This window comes from Amycolatopsis mongoliensis, assembly GCF_030285665.1.
GTDB lineage: Bacteria > Actinomycetota > Actinomycetes > Mycobacteriales > Pseudonocardiaceae > Amycolatopsis > Amycolatopsis mongoliensis.
Genome location: NZ_CP127295.1, coordinates 10,092,506 through 10,107,991, shown reverse-complemented (window position 1 = coordinate 10,107,991; position 15,486 = coordinate 10,092,506). Strand labels below are relative to the sequence as shown.

General features: G+C 71.3%; 15 protein-coding genes. 9 read left to right on the top strand and 6 right to left on the bottom strand.

The features are described 5' to 3' along the window. Positions 1-151: 151 nt before the first annotated feature. On the top strand, positions 152-2,635 hold the full coding sequence (locus tag QRX60_RS48405) for a DNA translocase FtsK (protein WP_285998198.1): 2,484 nt from the start codon (positions 152-154) through the stop codon (positions 2,633-2,635). A 36-nt stretch (positions 2,636-2,671) separates the two neighbouring features. Next, positions 2,672-3,100 (top strand): hypothetical protein, encoded by a 429-nt coding sequence (locus QRX60_RS48400; protein ID WP_285998197.1) that lies wholly within the window; start codon positions 2,672-2,674, stop codon positions 3,098-3,100. Between the two features lie 10 nt (positions 3,101-3,110). Here the strand turns inward: QRX60_RS48400 and QRX60_RS48395 are convergent, their stop codons facing one another. After that, positions 3,111-3,542 carry a phospholipase gene (locus QRX60_RS48395; protein WP_285998196.1) on the bottom strand — a complete coding sequence of 144 codons (432 nt, stop codon included), beginning with the start codon at positions 3,540-3,542 and terminating at the stop codon, positions 3,111-3,113. A gap of 102 nt (positions 3,543-3,644) precedes the next feature. Beyond that, positions 3,645-4,148 (bottom strand): amino-acid N-acetyltransferase, encoded by a 504-nt coding sequence (locus QRX60_RS48390; RefSeq protein WP_286003854.1) that lies wholly within the window; start codon positions 4,146-4,148, stop codon positions 3,645-3,647. A 96-nt stretch (positions 4,149-4,244) separates the two neighbouring features. Here QRX60_RS48390 and rimO point away from each other — a divergent pair, with 96 nt between their 5' ends. The 7 genes from rimO (at position 4,245) to QRX60_RS48355 (ending at position 11,554) form a co-directional block, all read left to right on the top strand. After that, positions 4,245-5,681, top strand: a complete 1,437-nt coding sequence (rimO, locus tag QRX60_RS48385; protein ID WP_285998195.1) for a 30S ribosomal protein S12 methylthiotransferase RimO — start codon at positions 4,245-4,247, stop codon at positions 5,679-5,681. After that, the gene (gene pgsA, locus QRX60_RS48380; RefSeq protein ID WP_285998194.1) at positions 5,678-6,319 is read left to right on the top strand and encodes a CDP-diacylglycerol--glycerol-3-phosphate 3-phosphatidyltransferase; all 642 of its coding nucleotides are present in this window, start codon (positions 5,678-5,680) and stop codon (positions 6,317-6,319) included. The genes rimO and pgsA overlap by 4 nt, the downstream gene beginning before the upstream one ends. Next, positions 6,316-6,792: a CinA family protein gene (locus QRX60_RS48375; RefSeq protein ID WP_408630297.1), complete on the top strand. Its 477-nt coding sequence runs from the start codon at positions 6,316-6,318 to the stop codon at positions 6,790-6,792. The genes pgsA and QRX60_RS48375 overlap by 4 nt, the downstream gene beginning before the upstream one ends. Before the next feature lie 99 nt (positions 6,793-6,891). Next, on the top strand, positions 6,892-7,359 hold the full coding sequence (locus tag QRX60_RS48370; RefSeq protein WP_285998192.1) for a helix-turn-helix domain-containing protein: 468 nt from the start codon (positions 6,892-6,894) through the stop codon (positions 7,357-7,359). A gap of 424 nt (positions 7,360-7,783) precedes the next feature. Continuing rightward, on the top strand, positions 7,784-8,626 hold the full coding sequence (locus QRX60_RS48365) for a PspA/IM30 family protein (RefSeq protein WP_285998191.1): 843 nt from the start codon (positions 7,784-7,786) through the stop codon (positions 8,624-8,626). Positions 8,627-8,655: 29 nt separating this feature from the next. After that, complete coding sequence (gene pspM / locus QRX60_RS48360; RefSeq protein WP_285998190.1) at positions 8,656-9,648, top strand: phage shock envelope stress response protein PspM; 993 nt, start codon at positions 8,656-8,658, stop codon at positions 9,646-9,648. A 466-nt stretch (positions 9,649-10,114) separates the two neighbouring features. After that, positions 10,115-11,554: an allophanate hydrolase-related protein gene (locus QRX60_RS48355; protein ID WP_285998189.1), complete on the top strand. Its 1,440-nt coding sequence runs from the start codon at positions 10,115-10,117 to the stop codon at positions 11,552-11,554. Here the strand turns inward: QRX60_RS48355 and QRX60_RS48350 are convergent. From QRX60_RS48350 to QRX60_RS48335, 4 genes are all read right to left on the bottom strand, one after another. After that, the gene (locus QRX60_RS48350) at positions 11,526-12,563 is read right to left on the bottom strand and encodes a quinone-dependent dihydroorotate dehydrogenase (RefSeq protein WP_285998188.1); all 1,038 of its coding nucleotides are present in this window, start codon (positions 12,561-12,563) and stop codon (positions 11,526-11,528) included. The two genes, QRX60_RS48355 and QRX60_RS48350, sit on opposite strands and share 29 nt — an antisense overlap. 66 nt (positions 12,564-12,629) lie before the next feature. Beyond that, positions 12,630-13,199 (bottom strand): GNAT family N-acetyltransferase, encoded by a 570-nt coding sequence (locus QRX60_RS48345; protein WP_285998187.1) that lies wholly within the window; start codon positions 13,197-13,199, stop codon positions 12,630-12,632. Between the two features lie 568 nt (positions 13,200-13,767). Further along, positions 13,768-14,577, bottom strand: coding sequence for a DNA-formamidopyrimidine glycosylase family protein (locus QRX60_RS48340; RefSeq protein WP_285998186.1), 810 nt, complete (start codon positions 14,575-14,577; stop codon positions 13,768-13,770). Positions 14,578-14,580: 3 nt separating this feature from the next. Beyond that, positions 14,581-15,474 carry a ParA family protein gene (locus tag QRX60_RS48335; protein ID WP_285998185.1) on the bottom strand — a complete coding sequence of 298 codons (894 nt, stop codon included), beginning with the start codon at positions 15,472-15,474 and terminating at the stop codon, positions 14,581-14,583. Between the last annotated feature and the right edge of the window lie 12 nt (positions 15,475-15,486).

Below are 15,486 nucleotides of genomic sequence, written 5' to 3'. Positions count from 1 at the left end.
CCAAGCCGGCCTTCGGTGCGTTGAACGCACCCAAGGCCGCCTTGGGGCGTTCACCCGGATGGCCTCTCGCGCCGGCGTGTGAGGCAGAAGTTCACCCTGCGCTGAGAGTGGCGCATGGGACGAACGGCCACGGCCGGTTACCGTTGAAGGCATGGCTGGGTCGGCGACAAGGAAGCGAAGCACGGGCAGCGGCGCGAAGGGGGCAGCGGCGCGCAAGCCGCGTACACCCGCGAAGCCACGTACGTCCTCCGCTCGCAAGCCGGCCCCCCGCTCGCGCCGCAAGACGCCCGGGATCTTCGGGAAGGGCGTGCGCGGCACCTGGAACCTGCTGGCCAAGGGCATCGGCACACTGGCCAGGACCGTCGGCCGCACCCGCGAGCTCGAGCCCGAACACCGCCGCGACGGGGTCGCGCTCGGGCTGATCGCCCTGGCCATCGTCGCGGCCGTCGGGGTCTGGTGGCGGGCCGCCGGGCCGATCGGAGCCGGCGTCGAGATCGCCACGCGGTCCGTCCTCGGTGCCGGGGCCGTGACGCTTCCCCTGGTCCTCGTCGTCGTGGGCGTCGCGCTGATGCGGTCCGAGCCGCACCCCGAGACGCGGCCGCGGATGGTGATCGGCACGATCATGGTCGTGCTGTCCGTGCTCGGGATGCTGCACATCTTCACCGCGCTCCCGGACACGAACGACGGCCGGATGTACGCCGGCGGCATCATCGGCGCCTTCTCCGGCGGCCTGCTGACCATGGGCGTCACCACCTGGGTCGCCGTGCCGATCCTTATCCTCGCGCTGGTCTTCGGCGTGCTCGTGTTCACCGGCACCCCGGTCCGCGAGATCCCGCACCGGCTGCGCAACTGGGGCCTCGACGAGGAAGAGATCGCCGAGGCGGAGCAGAAGTCCGGGTTCGCCACCGACGAGGACGCCGTCACCGAGGCCGACCCGAAGTCCGCGCGCCTGCGCAAGCCGTCGCGCCGCCGCCAGGCCGCCGACGCGAACCCCGAGCAGCTCGACCTCGACGCCGCGCTGGCCGAGGTGCCGACGCCGATCAAGCCCCCCAAGGCCGTGCCCAAACCGGTCGAGGTGCCCGAGAAGAAGCCGAAGAAGGCCCCGGAACCGCCGCTCGCCGTCACGCGGACCGTCGAAGGCGACTACCAGCTCCCGCCCCCCGACCTGCTGAAGCTCGGCGACGCGCCGAAGTCCCGCAGCAAGGCCAACGACGCCATGATCGAGGCGATCACCGGCGTGCTGGAGCAGTTCAACGTCGACGCGCAGGTCACCGGCTTCACCCGCGGCCCGACGGTCACCCGGTACGAGGTCGAGCTCGGCCCGGGCGTGAAGGTCGAGAAGATCACCGCGCTGACCAAGAACATCGCCTACGCGGTGGCGACCGACAACGTCCGGCTGCTGGCGCCGATCCCGGGCAAGTCGGCCGTCGGCATCGAGGTGCCGAACTCCGACCGCGAGATGGTCCGCCTCGGCGACGTCCTGCGCGCGCCGTCCACGGTCAAGGACAACCACCCGATGGTGATCGGCCTCGGGAAGGACATCGAAGGCCACTTCGTCACGGCGAACCTGACGAAGATGCCCCACCTGCTGGTTGCGGGGTCCACCGGTTCCGGTAAGTCGAGCTTCGTCAACTCGATGCTGGTGTCGCTGCTCGCGCGGGCGACGCCGGACGAGTGCCGGATGATCCTGATCGACCCGAAGATGGTCGAGCTGACGCCGTACGAGGGCATCCCGCACCTGATCACGCCCATCATCACCCAGCCGAAGAAGGCCGCCGCCGCGCTGGCCTGGCTGGTGGAGGAGATGGAGCAGCGCTACCAGGACATGCAGGTCAACAAGGTCCGGCACATCGACGACTACAACAAGAAGGTCCGCTCCGGCGAGATCACCGCGCCGCCCGGGTCCGAGCGCGAGTACCGGCCGTACCCGTACATCATGGCGATCGTCGACGAGCTCGCCGACCTGATGATGACCGCCCCGCGCGACGTCGAGGACGCGATCGTCCGGATCACCCAGAAGGCCCGCGCCGCCGGCATCCACCTGGTCCTGGCCACGCAGCGGCCGTCGGTCGACGTCGTGACCGGCCTGATCAAGACGAACGTGCCGTCACGGCTGGCCTTCGCGACGTCGTCGCTGACCGACTCCCGGGTCATCCTCGACCAGCCGGGCGCGGAGAAGCTGATCGGCATGGGCGACGCGCTCTACCTGCCGATGGGCGCCGGCAAGCCGGTCCGCATCCAGGGCGCGTTCGTCGGCGACGAGGAGATCTCCTCGGTCGTCAACTACGCCAAGGAGCAGGCGCAGCCGGACTACCAGGACGGCGTCACCGCGCAGAAGGCCGGCGAGAAGAAGGAGATCGACCCGGACATCGGGGACGACCTGGACGTCCTGCTGCAGGCGGCGGAGCTGATCGTGACGTCCCAGTTCGGCTCGACGTCGATGCTGCAGCGCAAGCTGCGGGTCGGGTTCGCCAAGGCAGGGCGCCTGATGGACCTGCTGGAGAGCCGGGGGATCGTCGGCCCGTCGGAGGGCTCGAAGGCCCGCGACGTGCTGATCAAGCCGGAGGAGCTGGAGTCGGTGCTGTTCATGATCCGCGGCGGCGACCCGGTCCCGGCCGACCCGGACGACGAGTAGTGCAACCCGCCGGCGGGGTCGTTCCGTCCTGACCACATGGACCTGCAGCGATTCGCAGCCGGACTGTTCGCCTTCGCCGTCGTCGCGGTGGGCGCCGGGAGCTCGGTGGCTTCCGGGCAGCCGGTTCCGGCCCGGCCGTCGGCGCCGTCGACCGTCAGCGCCGTTCCGCGGGGTGAGGTCACCCTGCGCCTGGGGCAGGAGGCCGCGATCCAGGGGAAGGACCTGGCGGTCCGGTACCTGCGTGTCGTCTCCGACTCGCGGTGCCGCCCGGACATGACCTGCATTTGGCAGGGCGAAGCGACCCTTGCCTTCCTGCTGAGCGAGCCCGGCCGCGGTGAAAGCACCACGGCCGAGCTGCACAGCGGTCCGCGGACCGGCCCCCAGACGACCTCGTTCGCCGCCAGCCGCGTCGAGCTGGTGTCGGTCGGCGAGGACGGCCAGGAGGCGACGATCCGGGTCGGCTGAGGCCGGTGGCTCAGCTGCCGAACTTGCGCACGGCCTGGTAGTACGTCCAGGCCGCGGCCTTGCACGCCACGTTGGAGCCGCAGACGCCCTTCAGGTCCGAGTACAGGTTGTCGTCGATCTTCAGGCGGTTCGCCTCGGTGAACCGGCCCTGCTTCTTGTAGTTGCGGTACCCGAAGTCGTGCCGGTGGCAGCCGGGCAGGAACTTCCAGCCGAACGGGTTGTCCGGCGCCCACGAGCAGCCGTCCGACGACCAGTCGAGCTGGCCGTTGTAGGGCGCCTGCGCCCGGATCGACTCGAAGTTCGAGAGCGAGGTGCTGAAGAGGTACTGGTCGGTGACGGTCGGGATGTCGACCGCCGCCGCCGTGCCGGCGCCCAGCAGGGCACCCCCGCCGACGGTCGCGGCCACCGCGATGGTGGCCCCCAGGTTCCGCAGTGTGCGCATTTTTGTGTTGTTTCCTTGCTGATCAGAGGATGGATGTGCGTGATCAGCATCGGGCTTCGGGTGGCGCGCGTCACCGCCCGAAAGAATGTTGTCGGGAAACTTTCAGAGTTCGAGCAACATCCGTGAATTACCGAGCGTGTTCGGCTTGACGTACGGCAGGTCGAGGAACTCGGCGACACCGGTGTCGTGCGAGCGCCGCATCTCCTCGTAGACCTCGTGCGACACCGGCGTCCCCTCGATCTCCACGAAGCCGTGCCCGGTGAAGAAGCCGGTCTCGAACGTCAGCACGAACAGCCGCTTGAGACCCAGCTCACGGGCCTCGTCGATCAGCCGGCTCACCAGGACCCGCCCGACCCCCTGGCCGCGGACGGCCTTGTCGACCACGACGGTGCGCAGCTCGGCGATGTCCTCCCAGAGCACGTGCAGCGCGGCCGACCCGGCGACCTCGCCGTCCACCTCCGCGACCCAGAACTCCTGGACCGCTTCGTACAGCGTGACCAGGTCCTTCTCCAGCAGGACGCGGCCGGCGTCCGAGTCGACCAGGGCCTTGATCTTGCGGACGTCGGCGATCCGCGCGCGGCGGACGACGGGGGAGGCGGACGGCACGATCGTCAAGACTGCCACATCGCCCGGCGCCGGCGCCGACACGACCGGGCCACGCCGTCGTCGGCCCGCCCGGGACCGGCGGCTACCCTGAACGTCGTGCCTTCTCCTGCCACTGACCCCGCCGCCACCCGACGCGTCTCCCTGCTGACCCTGGGCTGCGCCCGCAACGAGGTCGACTCGGAGGAGCTGGCGGGCCGGCTGGCGGCCGGCGGCTGGGAGCTGGCGGCCGATCCGGAGGACTCCGACGTCGTGGTGGTCAACACCTGCGGCTTCGTCGAGTCGGCCAAGAAGGACTCGGTCGACACGCTGCTCGCGGCGTCCGACACCGGCAAGAAGGTCGTCGCAGTCGGCTGCATGGCCGAGCGCTACGGCCACGAGCTCGCCGACAGCCTCCCCGAGGCCGACGCGGTGCTGGGCTTCGACCACTACGCCGACCTTTCCGACCGGCTCGACGACGTCGTCGCGGGCCGCAAGGTCGCCTCGCACACGCCGGGCGACCGCCGCAAGCTGCTGCCGATCAGCCCCGTCCAGCGGCCCGCCGCGGCCGAGGCCGTCGAGGTCCCGGGCCACGGGCAGCACGGCTGGGGCCCGCGGGTGCTGCGCACCCGCCTCGACGACTCGCCGGTGGCCGCGCTGAAGATCGCCTCCGGCTGCGACCGGCGCTGCTCCTTCTGCGCGATCCCGTCGTTCCGCGGCTCCTTCGTCTCGCGGCAGCCGGACGAGATCGTCGCCGAGGCGATGTGGCTGGCCGAGCACGGCGTCAAGGAACTGTTCCTGGTCAGCGAGAACTCGACGTCCTACGGCAAGGACTTCGGCCGCGACGGCGCCACCGCGCTGGAGCGGCTGCTGCCGAGGCTGGCGGAGATCGACGGCATCGAGCGCGTCCGCGTCTCCTACCTGCAGCCGGCCGAGACGCGCCCGCAGCTGGTCAAGGCCATCGCGACCACGCCGGGCGTCGCCGAGTACTTCGACCTGTCGTTCCAGCACTCCAGCGAGCAGGTGCTGCGCCGGATGCGCCGGTTCGGCTCGACGGACTCGTTCCTGGCGCTGACCGAGCAGATCCGCGAGTACGCGCCCGAGGCGGGCATCCGCACCAACGTGATCGTCGGCTTCCCCGGCGAGACCGAGCACGACCTGGCCGAGCTGGAGCGCTTCCTCACCGGCGCGCGCCCCGACGCGGTCGGCGTCTTCGGCTACTCCGACGAGGACGGCACCGAGGCCGAGACCTTCGACGGCAAGCTCGACCCCGAGGAGGTCGCCGCGCGCGTCACGCGGATCTCCGCGCTGGTCGAGGAGCTCACCGCGCAGCGCGCCGAAGACCGGATCGGTACCTTCGTCGACGTCCTCGTCGAACTGGACGACGACGGCGAGCTGACCGGCCGCGCCGCGCACCAGGCCCCCGAGGTCGACGGCGAGTGCGTCATCCTCGACGCGCCGGAGAAGACGCAGGTCGGTGACTTCCTGCGCTGCGAGGTCGTCGACTCGGCGGGCGTGGACCTGGTCGTCCGCGCGGTACCGGACGCCGACCGGTGAGTGCGCTCCCCAGCGACGCCGACGAAGGCACGGGTCACGAGAGCGTCCCCGCGCAGGTCCCCGCGCCGACCCCGGTCCCGACGCTCAACCTCGCCAACCTGCTGACGCTGTCGCGGCTGGTCCTGGTCCCGCTGTTCGTCGTCGCGCTGTTCGTCGTCGACGGCCACGACACCACCTGGCGGGCCATCGCGACCGGGCTGTTCGCCGTCGCCTCGGCCACCGACCAGCTGGACGGGTGGGTGGCCCGCAAGTACGGCCTGATCACCGACTTCGGCAAGATCGCCGACCCGATCGCGGACAAGGCGCTGACCGGCGCCGCGCTGGTCGGGCTGAGCGTCCTCGGCGAGCTCGGCTGGTGGGTCACCATCGTGATCGCCGTCCGCGAGGTCGGCGTGACGCTGCTGCGGTTCTGGGTGATCCGCCACGGCGTGATCCCGGCCAGCCGCGGCGGCAAGGCCAAGACGATGGCCCAGATCGCCGCGATCACCGCCTACCTGCTGCCACTGCCCGCCGGCGCCGACCCGGTCCGCTGGGCCCTGATGGGCCTGGCCCTGGTGCTGACCGTGGTGACCGGCGTCGACTACCTGATCCGGGCCGTGCGGCTGCGCGCGGCCGGGCGCCGGGCCACCGGGAGCTGAGGGTGGCCGACGAGCAGGCCACGGCGCTGGTCGCCGCGCTGACGGCGCGGGGCGAGACCGTCGCGGCCGCCGAGTCGCTGACCGCCGGGCTCGTCTGCGCCACCCTGGCCCAGGTCCCGGGGGCGAGCGCCGCCCTGCGCGGGGGACTGGTGGTCTACGCCACCGAGCTGAAGGCCAGCCTGGCCGGCGTCGACACCGCCCTGCTCGCCGACCACGGCGCCGTGCACCCCGAGGTGGCCCGCCAGCTGGCCGCGGGCGCCCGCGAGCGGTGCGGTGCCACCTGGGGTCTCGGGCTCACCGGCGTGGCCGGGCCGGCCGCCCAGGGCGGGGTCGCGCCGGGCACCGTGCACGTCGGGCTCGCCGGGCCGGGAACACGCACAGTCCGTACCCTGGCCCTCAGCGGCGACCGCGACATGATCAGGACCGAATCGGTCCGGGCGGCGTTTGCCCTGCTCGGGGAACATCTGGCGTGAAACGGGCGTTCGCCCTTGGCGTACGGACACACCAACTCCTGCGCTCGGGGCGCCGCTCTGGGTAACGTAGGGGGTACTTGTTCGGAAGGGAGGCGCGTGATGACCGTGCTGTTGCGTGAGGCGATCGGTGATCGGCTCCGTCATGCCCGCACCAACCAGCGTCGTACGCTGCGCGATATCTCCCGCGCCGCCAGGGTCAGCCTCGGCTACCTCTCCGAGGTGGAGCGAGGCCAGAAGGAGGCGTCGAGCGAACTGCTCGCGTCGATCTGCCAGGCCCTGGACCTTCCGCTCGGCGAGCTGCTGCACAAGGTGGCGGCGGACGTTTCGGCCCTCGACAACGTCGAGGTCGCACCGGTCGACGAGCGGATCGTGGAAGGCGCGCCCCGGGAGAAGGTGCCCGACCGCGGCGCCGAGGCCTCCGCGGCCGGCATCGAAGGCGGTCGCCTGATGTCGGAGCTGATCGGCAACGACCTCGCCGACCTGCGGGTTTCCCCGGCACCGCGGATGAACACCACGCTGCGCACGACGATCGGGCAGCCGAAGCTGGCCTCGACGATCGCCGCGTAGAACCCAGCGCACGACACCGACGGCCCCGGGCACCCCGCCCGGGGCCGTTCGCGTCGGGTCCGGCCCTGAGCTGGCCGTTCCGGCGGCCGAGCCCTCGGCCCCGGTCGGTTGGTGTGGTCCTCCGGCCGTTCTCGCTGCGAGGATGGCGCGGCGGGCCCGGATGCAGGCCGGGTCGGCCCATGAACCCGCCCCGCCAGGCCCTGGTTTCACCCCCGGGCACCGGGCAACCCGCCCGGGGCCGGTGGCGTTACCTCCAGGGGTGATCAGGGGCGAACCCTGAAATCCCCCGGGGTCGCCTGGAACGGACGTGGCCGACCTGACACGATGGAACCCAACGCCGGGGTCGGTGCGTTGCATGTGCAGGGGAGCGACGCCCCACCCCGAGTACCTAGGCCCGTGGGACGCAAGAAGGCAGGCGGAGGAGATGGCCAACCCGTTCGTGAAGTTCTGGAAGTACATGATGGCGGCGTTCTCGTCGAAGATCGACGAACACGCCGACCCGAAGGTACAGATCCAGCAGGCCATCGAGGAGGCGCAGCGCAACCACCAGGCGCTGACGCAGCAGGCCGCCTCCGTGATCGGCAACCAGCGGCAGCTGGAGATGAAGCTCAACCGGCAGCTCGGCGACGTCGAGAAGCTGCAGGCCTCCACCCGGCAGGCGCTCGTCCTCGCGGACGAGGCGCGGTCGAAGGGTGACGAGCAGAAGGCCGTCGAGTTCGAGAACGCCGCGGAGAGCTTCGCGACGCAGCTCGTCACGGCCGAGCAGAACATCGAGGACCTGAAGACGCTGCACGACCAGTCGCTGCAGGCCGCGGCCCAGGCCAAGAAGGCCGTGGAGCGCAACTCGCAGATGCTGCAGCAGAAGCTGGCCGAGCGCACCAAGCTGCTCTCGCAGCTGGAGCAGGCGAAGATGCAGGAGCAGGTCTCCGCTTCGCTGAACCAGATGAGCCAGCTGGCCGCGCCGGGCAACACGCCGTCGCTGGAAGAGGTCCGCGACAAGATCGAGAAGCGCTACACCACGGCGCTGGGCTCGGCGGAGCTGGCGCAGAACTCGGTCCAGGGGCGGATGATGGAGGTCCAGGCCTCCACCACGCAGCTGGCCGGCCAGTCGCGGCTGCAGCAGATCCGCGCGTCGATGCACGGTGACTCGGTCGCCCAGGTGACCGACGGCGGCAAGGCGGCCCAGGCGCCGGCGAGCAGCTCGGCCGACATCCAGCGCGAGATCCAGGCGCGCGTGCAGGCCGAGCAGGGCAAGAACCCGGCCTGACGCGGGCAGCGAGTTCGAAGGGGGCGAGCATGGGGCAGCAGGGCAGGCGACGCGACTTCAGCGAGTTCAGCGCGAAGCTGGAGAAGCACATCGAGAAGCTGCCCGACTACGCCGTGCGCGCCCAGGAAAAGCTCCAGAAGGTGCAGAAGTACTTCCCGCCGGCCGACCAGGCCGGCGGGAAGCCCGCACCCCCGCGGCCGCGGCCGAACCCGCTGCAACGGCCGCCGGTGCGGCGGCCCGACATGTCGGCGACCTTCTCGACGATGGCGAACCAGGTCCCGGCGTTCGCCGAGGCCCGGGCCAAGTGGGACCGCTGGAACCACCCGGCCGCGAAGCTCGAGCGCCGCAAGCGCCGGACGTCGCGCGCGATGACACTGTGGCTCCTGCTGACGATCCTGTGCGGCGTTCTCGCCGTGGCGGCCGGGCTGGGCTGGATGAGTGCCACCGGCGCCGCGATGATGCCGCAGGCGATCATGGCGTTCGCCGGAGCCGTCGTCTTCGGCACGTTCGGCGTCCGAAGCGGGCTCAAGCTGCGTGAACTGAAGCGCACCCCGCTCCCTGCCGCACCGGCCGGCCCGCCGCCGCTGCCGCCCGCGGGGTCCGCCGCGCGCGAGCCGATGGAACGGCTGGCGGAGTGCGAGGCCTCCTTGGGTGAGCTGCTGCGCCAGCTCTCCGTACCGTCCTCGGTGGGCACGACGCCGGTGTCCGAAGTGTCCGTTGCCGACGCGCAGCAGACCGCCGCCGAAGCCGCAGGTGCCCTTCGCGGCCTGGCAGGCCGCATCCAGGCGATCGAACGCGGCCGCAACTCCGCCCCGGCCCGCGAGCAGGCGGCCCTGGACGCGGCGGTCGGCAAGCTTCGCGAACAGCTCGACGACGGCCTCGAGGGCTACCGCGGCCTGGTCGCCGCGGCCGGTCACACGGTCGCGGCGTCGAGCGACGGCCTGGTGACGTCCAAACAGGCCCTCACCGACGCCACCGACCGCCTGGCCGGCCTGGCCATGGCCCTGCGCGAACTCTCCTGACCCCAACCCGGTGTGATCGGGGAGCCGACACGCGTGATCGGGGAGCCGACACGCGTGATTGACGGGTCGACACGGCAAGGCGGGCTCAGCCGGGGCGTGTCGACCTCCCCATCACGCGTGTCGACTGTTCAATCACGCGTGTCGATCCCCTGATCACGCGATTCGGGGCGGCACTGCGCCGTCGGGATTTCAAACTCGGCCGTTCGAGTGCTGCATCCGGCCGTACCGGCTCTTCGTCACCCGGCGTGCGTGATCGTGCGTTTCACCCCGGCGTCGCGCCCTGTTCACCTCTTGGTGCCGAAACCCGCGCGTAATCGGAAACAGCTGGCTACGGAAACGTCGACCACCTAACGTTTCTGTCATGTATGCAGAGGTGTCACTAGCCGGGAGGCCCGCCGTGCTTTGAGGATCGCCGGCGCCGACCGTACACAGTGGACTTTCTCGACCGCCGAGGAAAGGACGCCCCGTGAACACGCTCCCGCCGGACCCGGATCCCGTGCCGCCGACCCCGCCCACCGCCTCGCAGCGCGTCATCGCGGCCTTCGAGCGCATCACCGAAGCCAACCGTCCCGAGCTCTGGTCCACCCTCCGCGCCGTCGAAGACGTGCTCGTCGACGCCAAGGCCGTGGAAGAACGCGTCCAGGCCGGGGAGAACCTGCCGCTGGCGGGCACGGTCTTCGCCGTACCGGAACTGATCGACGTCGCCGGGCAGCCGTCCGGCCGCTCGGTCCCGGAAACCAGCGCCACGATCGTCTCCCGGCTGACCGCGGCCGGTGCCGTCGTGCTCGGCAAGACCGGTGCCGCCACGGTGGCCTCGGCCTGGGACCGCACGAAGGTCGGTGGCCGCGGCGCGGCCGTCGCCGTCGCGCTGGGCATCGTCGACCTGGCGCTGAGCACGGCAGGCGCGGTCCCGGCGGCCCTGAACGCCGTCGTCGCGCTGAAGCCGACCCGCGGCCTGCTGCCGATGACCGGCGTCCGCGCCTCCGAAGCCGTCTCCGTGTACGTGAACGGCCTGGTCGCCGGCCGTCGCGCGCTCGCCCTGATGACCGGACCGGACGGCGTCTCCGCGACCCGCACCTGGCCCGCCGACGTCCGCCTCGGTGCCGGCGAGCACCCGCGCGTCGCCTACCCGACGAACCTGCCGCTGAGCCCCGCCGCGGCCATGGCGTTCGACGGCGTCGTGAAGCGGCTGGTGGCGGCCGGCGCCGTGCTGAAACCGATCTCCGGGGGTGAGTACCGCTTCGAAGACGCGCTCCTGCTGCCCACCGTGCCGGACCACCCGGAGCTCGTCGAGGCCCTGGCCGACCCGGCCGCCGTGCACCACCGCCTGGCGAGCTGCACCGCCTTCGCGAACCTGCTCGACCTCGCGGCGGTCACCGTCCCGGTGCTGCCGGGCGACAAGCGCCCGTTCGGCGTGACCTTCCTGACGCGGGCGTTCGAGGACCAGATCGGTCTGGACCTCGCGACGGTCTGCACGGACGAGCCCATGACGCCCTACCCGGAACCGGGCGAAGACCTCGTCGTGTTCGGCGCGCACCTGCGCGGCCAGCCGCTCAACGCCCGGCTCACCGAGCTCGGCGCCCGCTTCACCCGGCCGGTCCGGACCACCGAGAGCTACCGGATGGTGCTGCTGGACACCGAACCGCCGCAGCCGGGCGTGCTGGAGCACGCCGAGGGCAGCAGTCTCGACGGCGAAAGCTGGCGGCTGTCCCCGGCCGCGTTCGAGCAGTTCGTCACCACGCTGAAAGAACCCTTCGTGCTGGACCGCGTCGAGCTCGACGACGGCTCCCGGCCCCTGGCGGTCCGGTGCGCCCCGACGGCGAGCGGGATCGCGCTGGACCGCTACGAATCGTGGCGGGGCTACGTCCGGTTCACCTCTACCGCCGGGCTGCGAGACCCCGGCTGACCCGCCTCACCAGGCCCGGCCCGTGCAGTGCGAACCCGGTGTAGAGCTGCACGAGCGACGCCCCCGCGTCCACCAGCCGGACGGCGTCGTCCGGGCCCATGACGCCGCCGACGCCGATGATCGGCAGGTTCCCGCCGGTGTGGTCGTGCACGAACCGCACGACCTCCGCCGCGCGGGCGGTCAGCGGCCGGCCGGACAGTCCTCCCGCCTGTCCGGCCAGGCTGCGCTCCGCGGGCACGATGCCGTCGCGGGCGAGCGTCGTGTTCGTGGCGATGATCCCGGCGACGCCGTGCTCGAGCGCGACCTCCAGGAGCTCGGCCAGCGCGTCGTCGGTCAGGTCCGGCGCGACCTTCACCAGCACCGGCGTGGGCGTGCCCGCTCCGGCGAGCTCCTGGGACGTCGTGCGCAGCTCGCCGAGCAGCTCGGCGAGGGCGGTGCGGTCCTGCAGCTGACGCAGCCCCGGCGTGTTCGGCGAGCTGACGTTGACGGCGAAGTAGTCGGCGTACGGGTAGAGCGCGCGCAGGGAAAAGCGGTAGTCCTCGACGGCGTCTTCGAGGGGCGTGACCTTCGACTTGCCGATGCTGATCCCGAGCGGCACGCCGGGTTTCCCGTCGCGCGCGAGCTTCGCCGCAAGTGCTTCCGCGCCGTCGTTGTTGAAGCCCATGCGGTTGATCACCGCATCGCTGGCGGGGAGGCTGAACAGCCGCGGCTTCGGGTTGCCGGGCTGGGCCAGCCGCGTCACCGTGCCGACCTCGACGAAGCCGAAGCCCAGCGCGGCCCACGCGGGCAGCGCGCGGCCGTTCTTGTCCATCCCGGCGGCCAGGCCGACGCGGTTGGGGAACCGCAGGCCCAGCACGGTCACGGGGTCGTCGACCCGCAGGGCGCCGCCGATCGCCGGCGCGACCTTGCCGAGCCGGGCCAGGACGGCGATCGTGCGCTCGTGCACCAGCTCGGGGTCGTGGTAGGAGACCCGGTACAGCGCCGGGCGGACGATCTTGTCGAAGAACACGTCCCCATGCTGCCAAACGACCCCGGCGGCGCGCCCGGAGCGTCACCTGGGCGTGAACGCGGCCACTCAGCCGGTGGCTTCGCGCGCCTTCCACTCGTCTTCGAGCATCGCGTAGACGAGTTCGTCGGTCCACTCGCCCTTGACGATCTCGTTCTCCCTCAGGTGCGCTTCCTGGCGCATCCCGAGCCGCTCCATCAGCGCCGCCGACGCGGTGTTCCGGCCGTCGCACCGGCCGATGATCCGGTGCAGCCCCAGGTCCTCGAAGCCCAGCCGCAGCAGTTCCGTGGTCGCCTCGGCGGCCAGGCCCTTGCCGTGGTGGTCCGGGTGGAAGACGAACCCGATCTCGCCCTGCCGGTGCTCGCTGCTGAGCCACTCCAGGTTCAGGTCGCCGATCAGCTGCCCGGTAGCGGCGAGCTCGACCGCCACCGCCAGGAACTGCCCTTCCTTCGTCAGGGTCGAGCTGTGCACCCGTTTCGCCAGTGCCGCGGCCGATTCGGCGCGGCTGCGGGGGCCCCAGTACAGGTAGCGGGCGACGTCGGCGCGGGACTGGAACGAGTTCAGCGCGTCGAGGTCGTCGGGCGTGAACGGGCGCAGGAGCAGCCGGGCCGTGGTGATCGGGTAATCGGGCCTGAGCATGCTTCCAGGCTAGCGACCTTCAGCCGTCCGGGGGACGGAACGGCGTAACGCGTTCGGCGAACCACGGGGTCGGATCGCCGGGCGGTCGTTCGGCGCCGACAGGCGGCGTGACCTGCACAAATGAGCGCATGAAGGAACCCCCGGGGTGCCTCTCGAACGCCGTCAAACGTTCGAGCCCGAGCCGGACTGGTGCTCGGGAACCCCGGGGGCACGGTGACTGCCTGGTATTCGCTATCAGGCATCACGTGAAGCAGGCGATGAGCCGAAGGTGGCTCAGTTGTAACGCTGCTCAAAGTCCTCCACGTGCCATCCGCTAGCGGACAGCCACCTCACGAGTCCTGTTGGAATACAACTTAGGACCACCTCCTTTCTCGTGTACTGCCACGCTAGGCGAAGATCCCGGGATCCGGCAACGTCATTTTCGCGGGACCGGCCGGTGGTTTCGCCGGCGTGCCGAGCCCGAAGGGCACCAAGCCGTCCGGGCGTTCGCGGAGCGCGAACACGAGCGTCTTCCTGCCCGGCTTCCGTGCTCTTTCGCCGGGAACGGCGGCGACGTCACGGGTTCGGCTCAGCTCGCGGGTGCCGGGCCGTGCTGGTCCTTCGGGCAGAACCACGTCGGCCGCCGCTGGACGTCGTGACCCTGCGTGCGGACCTGGACCTGGCCGCCGCAGCGGAAGCAGCCCTGGCGGGTGCGCTCGTAGACCCAGTTCTTGCGGTTGCGGTCGAGGTGGCCGGTGGTGCTCTGGTCGAAGCGCCCGGCGGAGGCGTTTGCCAGCAACAGCTTGCGGGCGAGCGCGACCGTGCGCCCGGCGTCCACTTCGGACACCGGCGTCCACGGGGTGACGCCGAGCAGGAAGCAGATCTCGCACTTGTAGAGGTTCCCGACGCCCGCCATCACGCGCTGGTCGAGCAGGGCGAGCCCCAGCTCGCGCCCGGGATCGGCGGCCAGGGCGGCGGTCGCGTGCGCCGCGTGCTCGTCCGTCCACTGTGGATCCAGCAGGTCCGGGCCGAGGTGTGCGACGAGGTCGTGCTCCTTCGGCGTGGCCACGAGCTTGAGGTCGTGGACGCGGAAGCCGATCACCTGGACGTCGGCCGCGGTCAGGACCACCCGGGCTTGGTGACCGGGGCGGCGCCACTTCGCGCCGGCCGGGTAGACGTCCCACATGCCGTCCATCATCAGGTGCGAATGCAGGGTCAGCTCGCCGGAGAAGCGGGTGAACAGGTGCTTGCCGACCGTGCCGACACCGAGCACCTCGCGGCCGGCGAGGTCCACAGTGGCCAGTTGCGGCACCCGGAACTGGCCGCGCAGCAACGTCTTTCCCGCGAGCGCCTTGTCGAAGCGCTTTCCGACGAGGTACACGGTGTCACCTTCGGGCACGGCTCACCCCGTGGACTCGGACACCTCGGCCGGGGCCTCGGGTGTCTCCGGCGCCGGGCCCTCGGGCCAATCCGGGCCTTCGGGCTCTTCGCCGGCGATGCGGTGGCGGCCCGCCCGGTTGGAGCGCAGGATCTTCGCCAGCACCATGTTGAACGTCAGTGCGATCTCCTGGGCGCCCGGCGAGTGCCACTCGTGGATCGGGCTGCACGCGCCCTGGGCCTGCTGCACGGCCAGCCGGTCGGTGATCGCCGTGGGCATCACGAGCGAGCCGAAGTTGTCGCGCAGCTCGGCGATCCGGAACTGGTGCTCGTAGGAACGCACCCGCAGCTTGTTCACCAGGACACCGATCGGGCGCAGGTCCGGGTTGAGCTCCTTGCGGATCTTCTCGATCGCTTCCAGGGCCCGGTTCGCGCCGGCGACGGCGTAGATCGTCGGCTCGGTGACGATCAGCGCGCTGTCCGCGCCGACCAGCGCCGACTTCGTCAGCCGGCCCAGCGACGGCGGGCAGTCGAGGATCACCAGCTCGTACGGGGTCTCGCGCAGCGGCGTGCGGTGCAGCTCGTCCAGCGCACGGGAGAAGTTGGCGAGCCGCTCGCTGTCGGCGTCGGGGTCGTTGAGCAGCTCGAGCTCTTCGGTGCCGACGAGGACGTCGACGTCTTCGCTCCAGACGCTCGGCGCGATGGCCCGTTCCAGCATCTCCCGCGTCGGGGTCTCGAGCACGTCGGCGAGGGTCGCGTCGGTGTACGGCGGGTCGAGCGAGGTCGTGGCGTTGCCCTGCGGGTCGAGGTCCACCACCAGCGTCCGCGTGCCCCTACGCAGGGCGGCGGACGCGATACCGAGAGCGACCGTCGTCTTGCCGACGCCTCCCTTGAGGCTGAGTACGGCGACCGTGTGCACGAAGACCAGCCT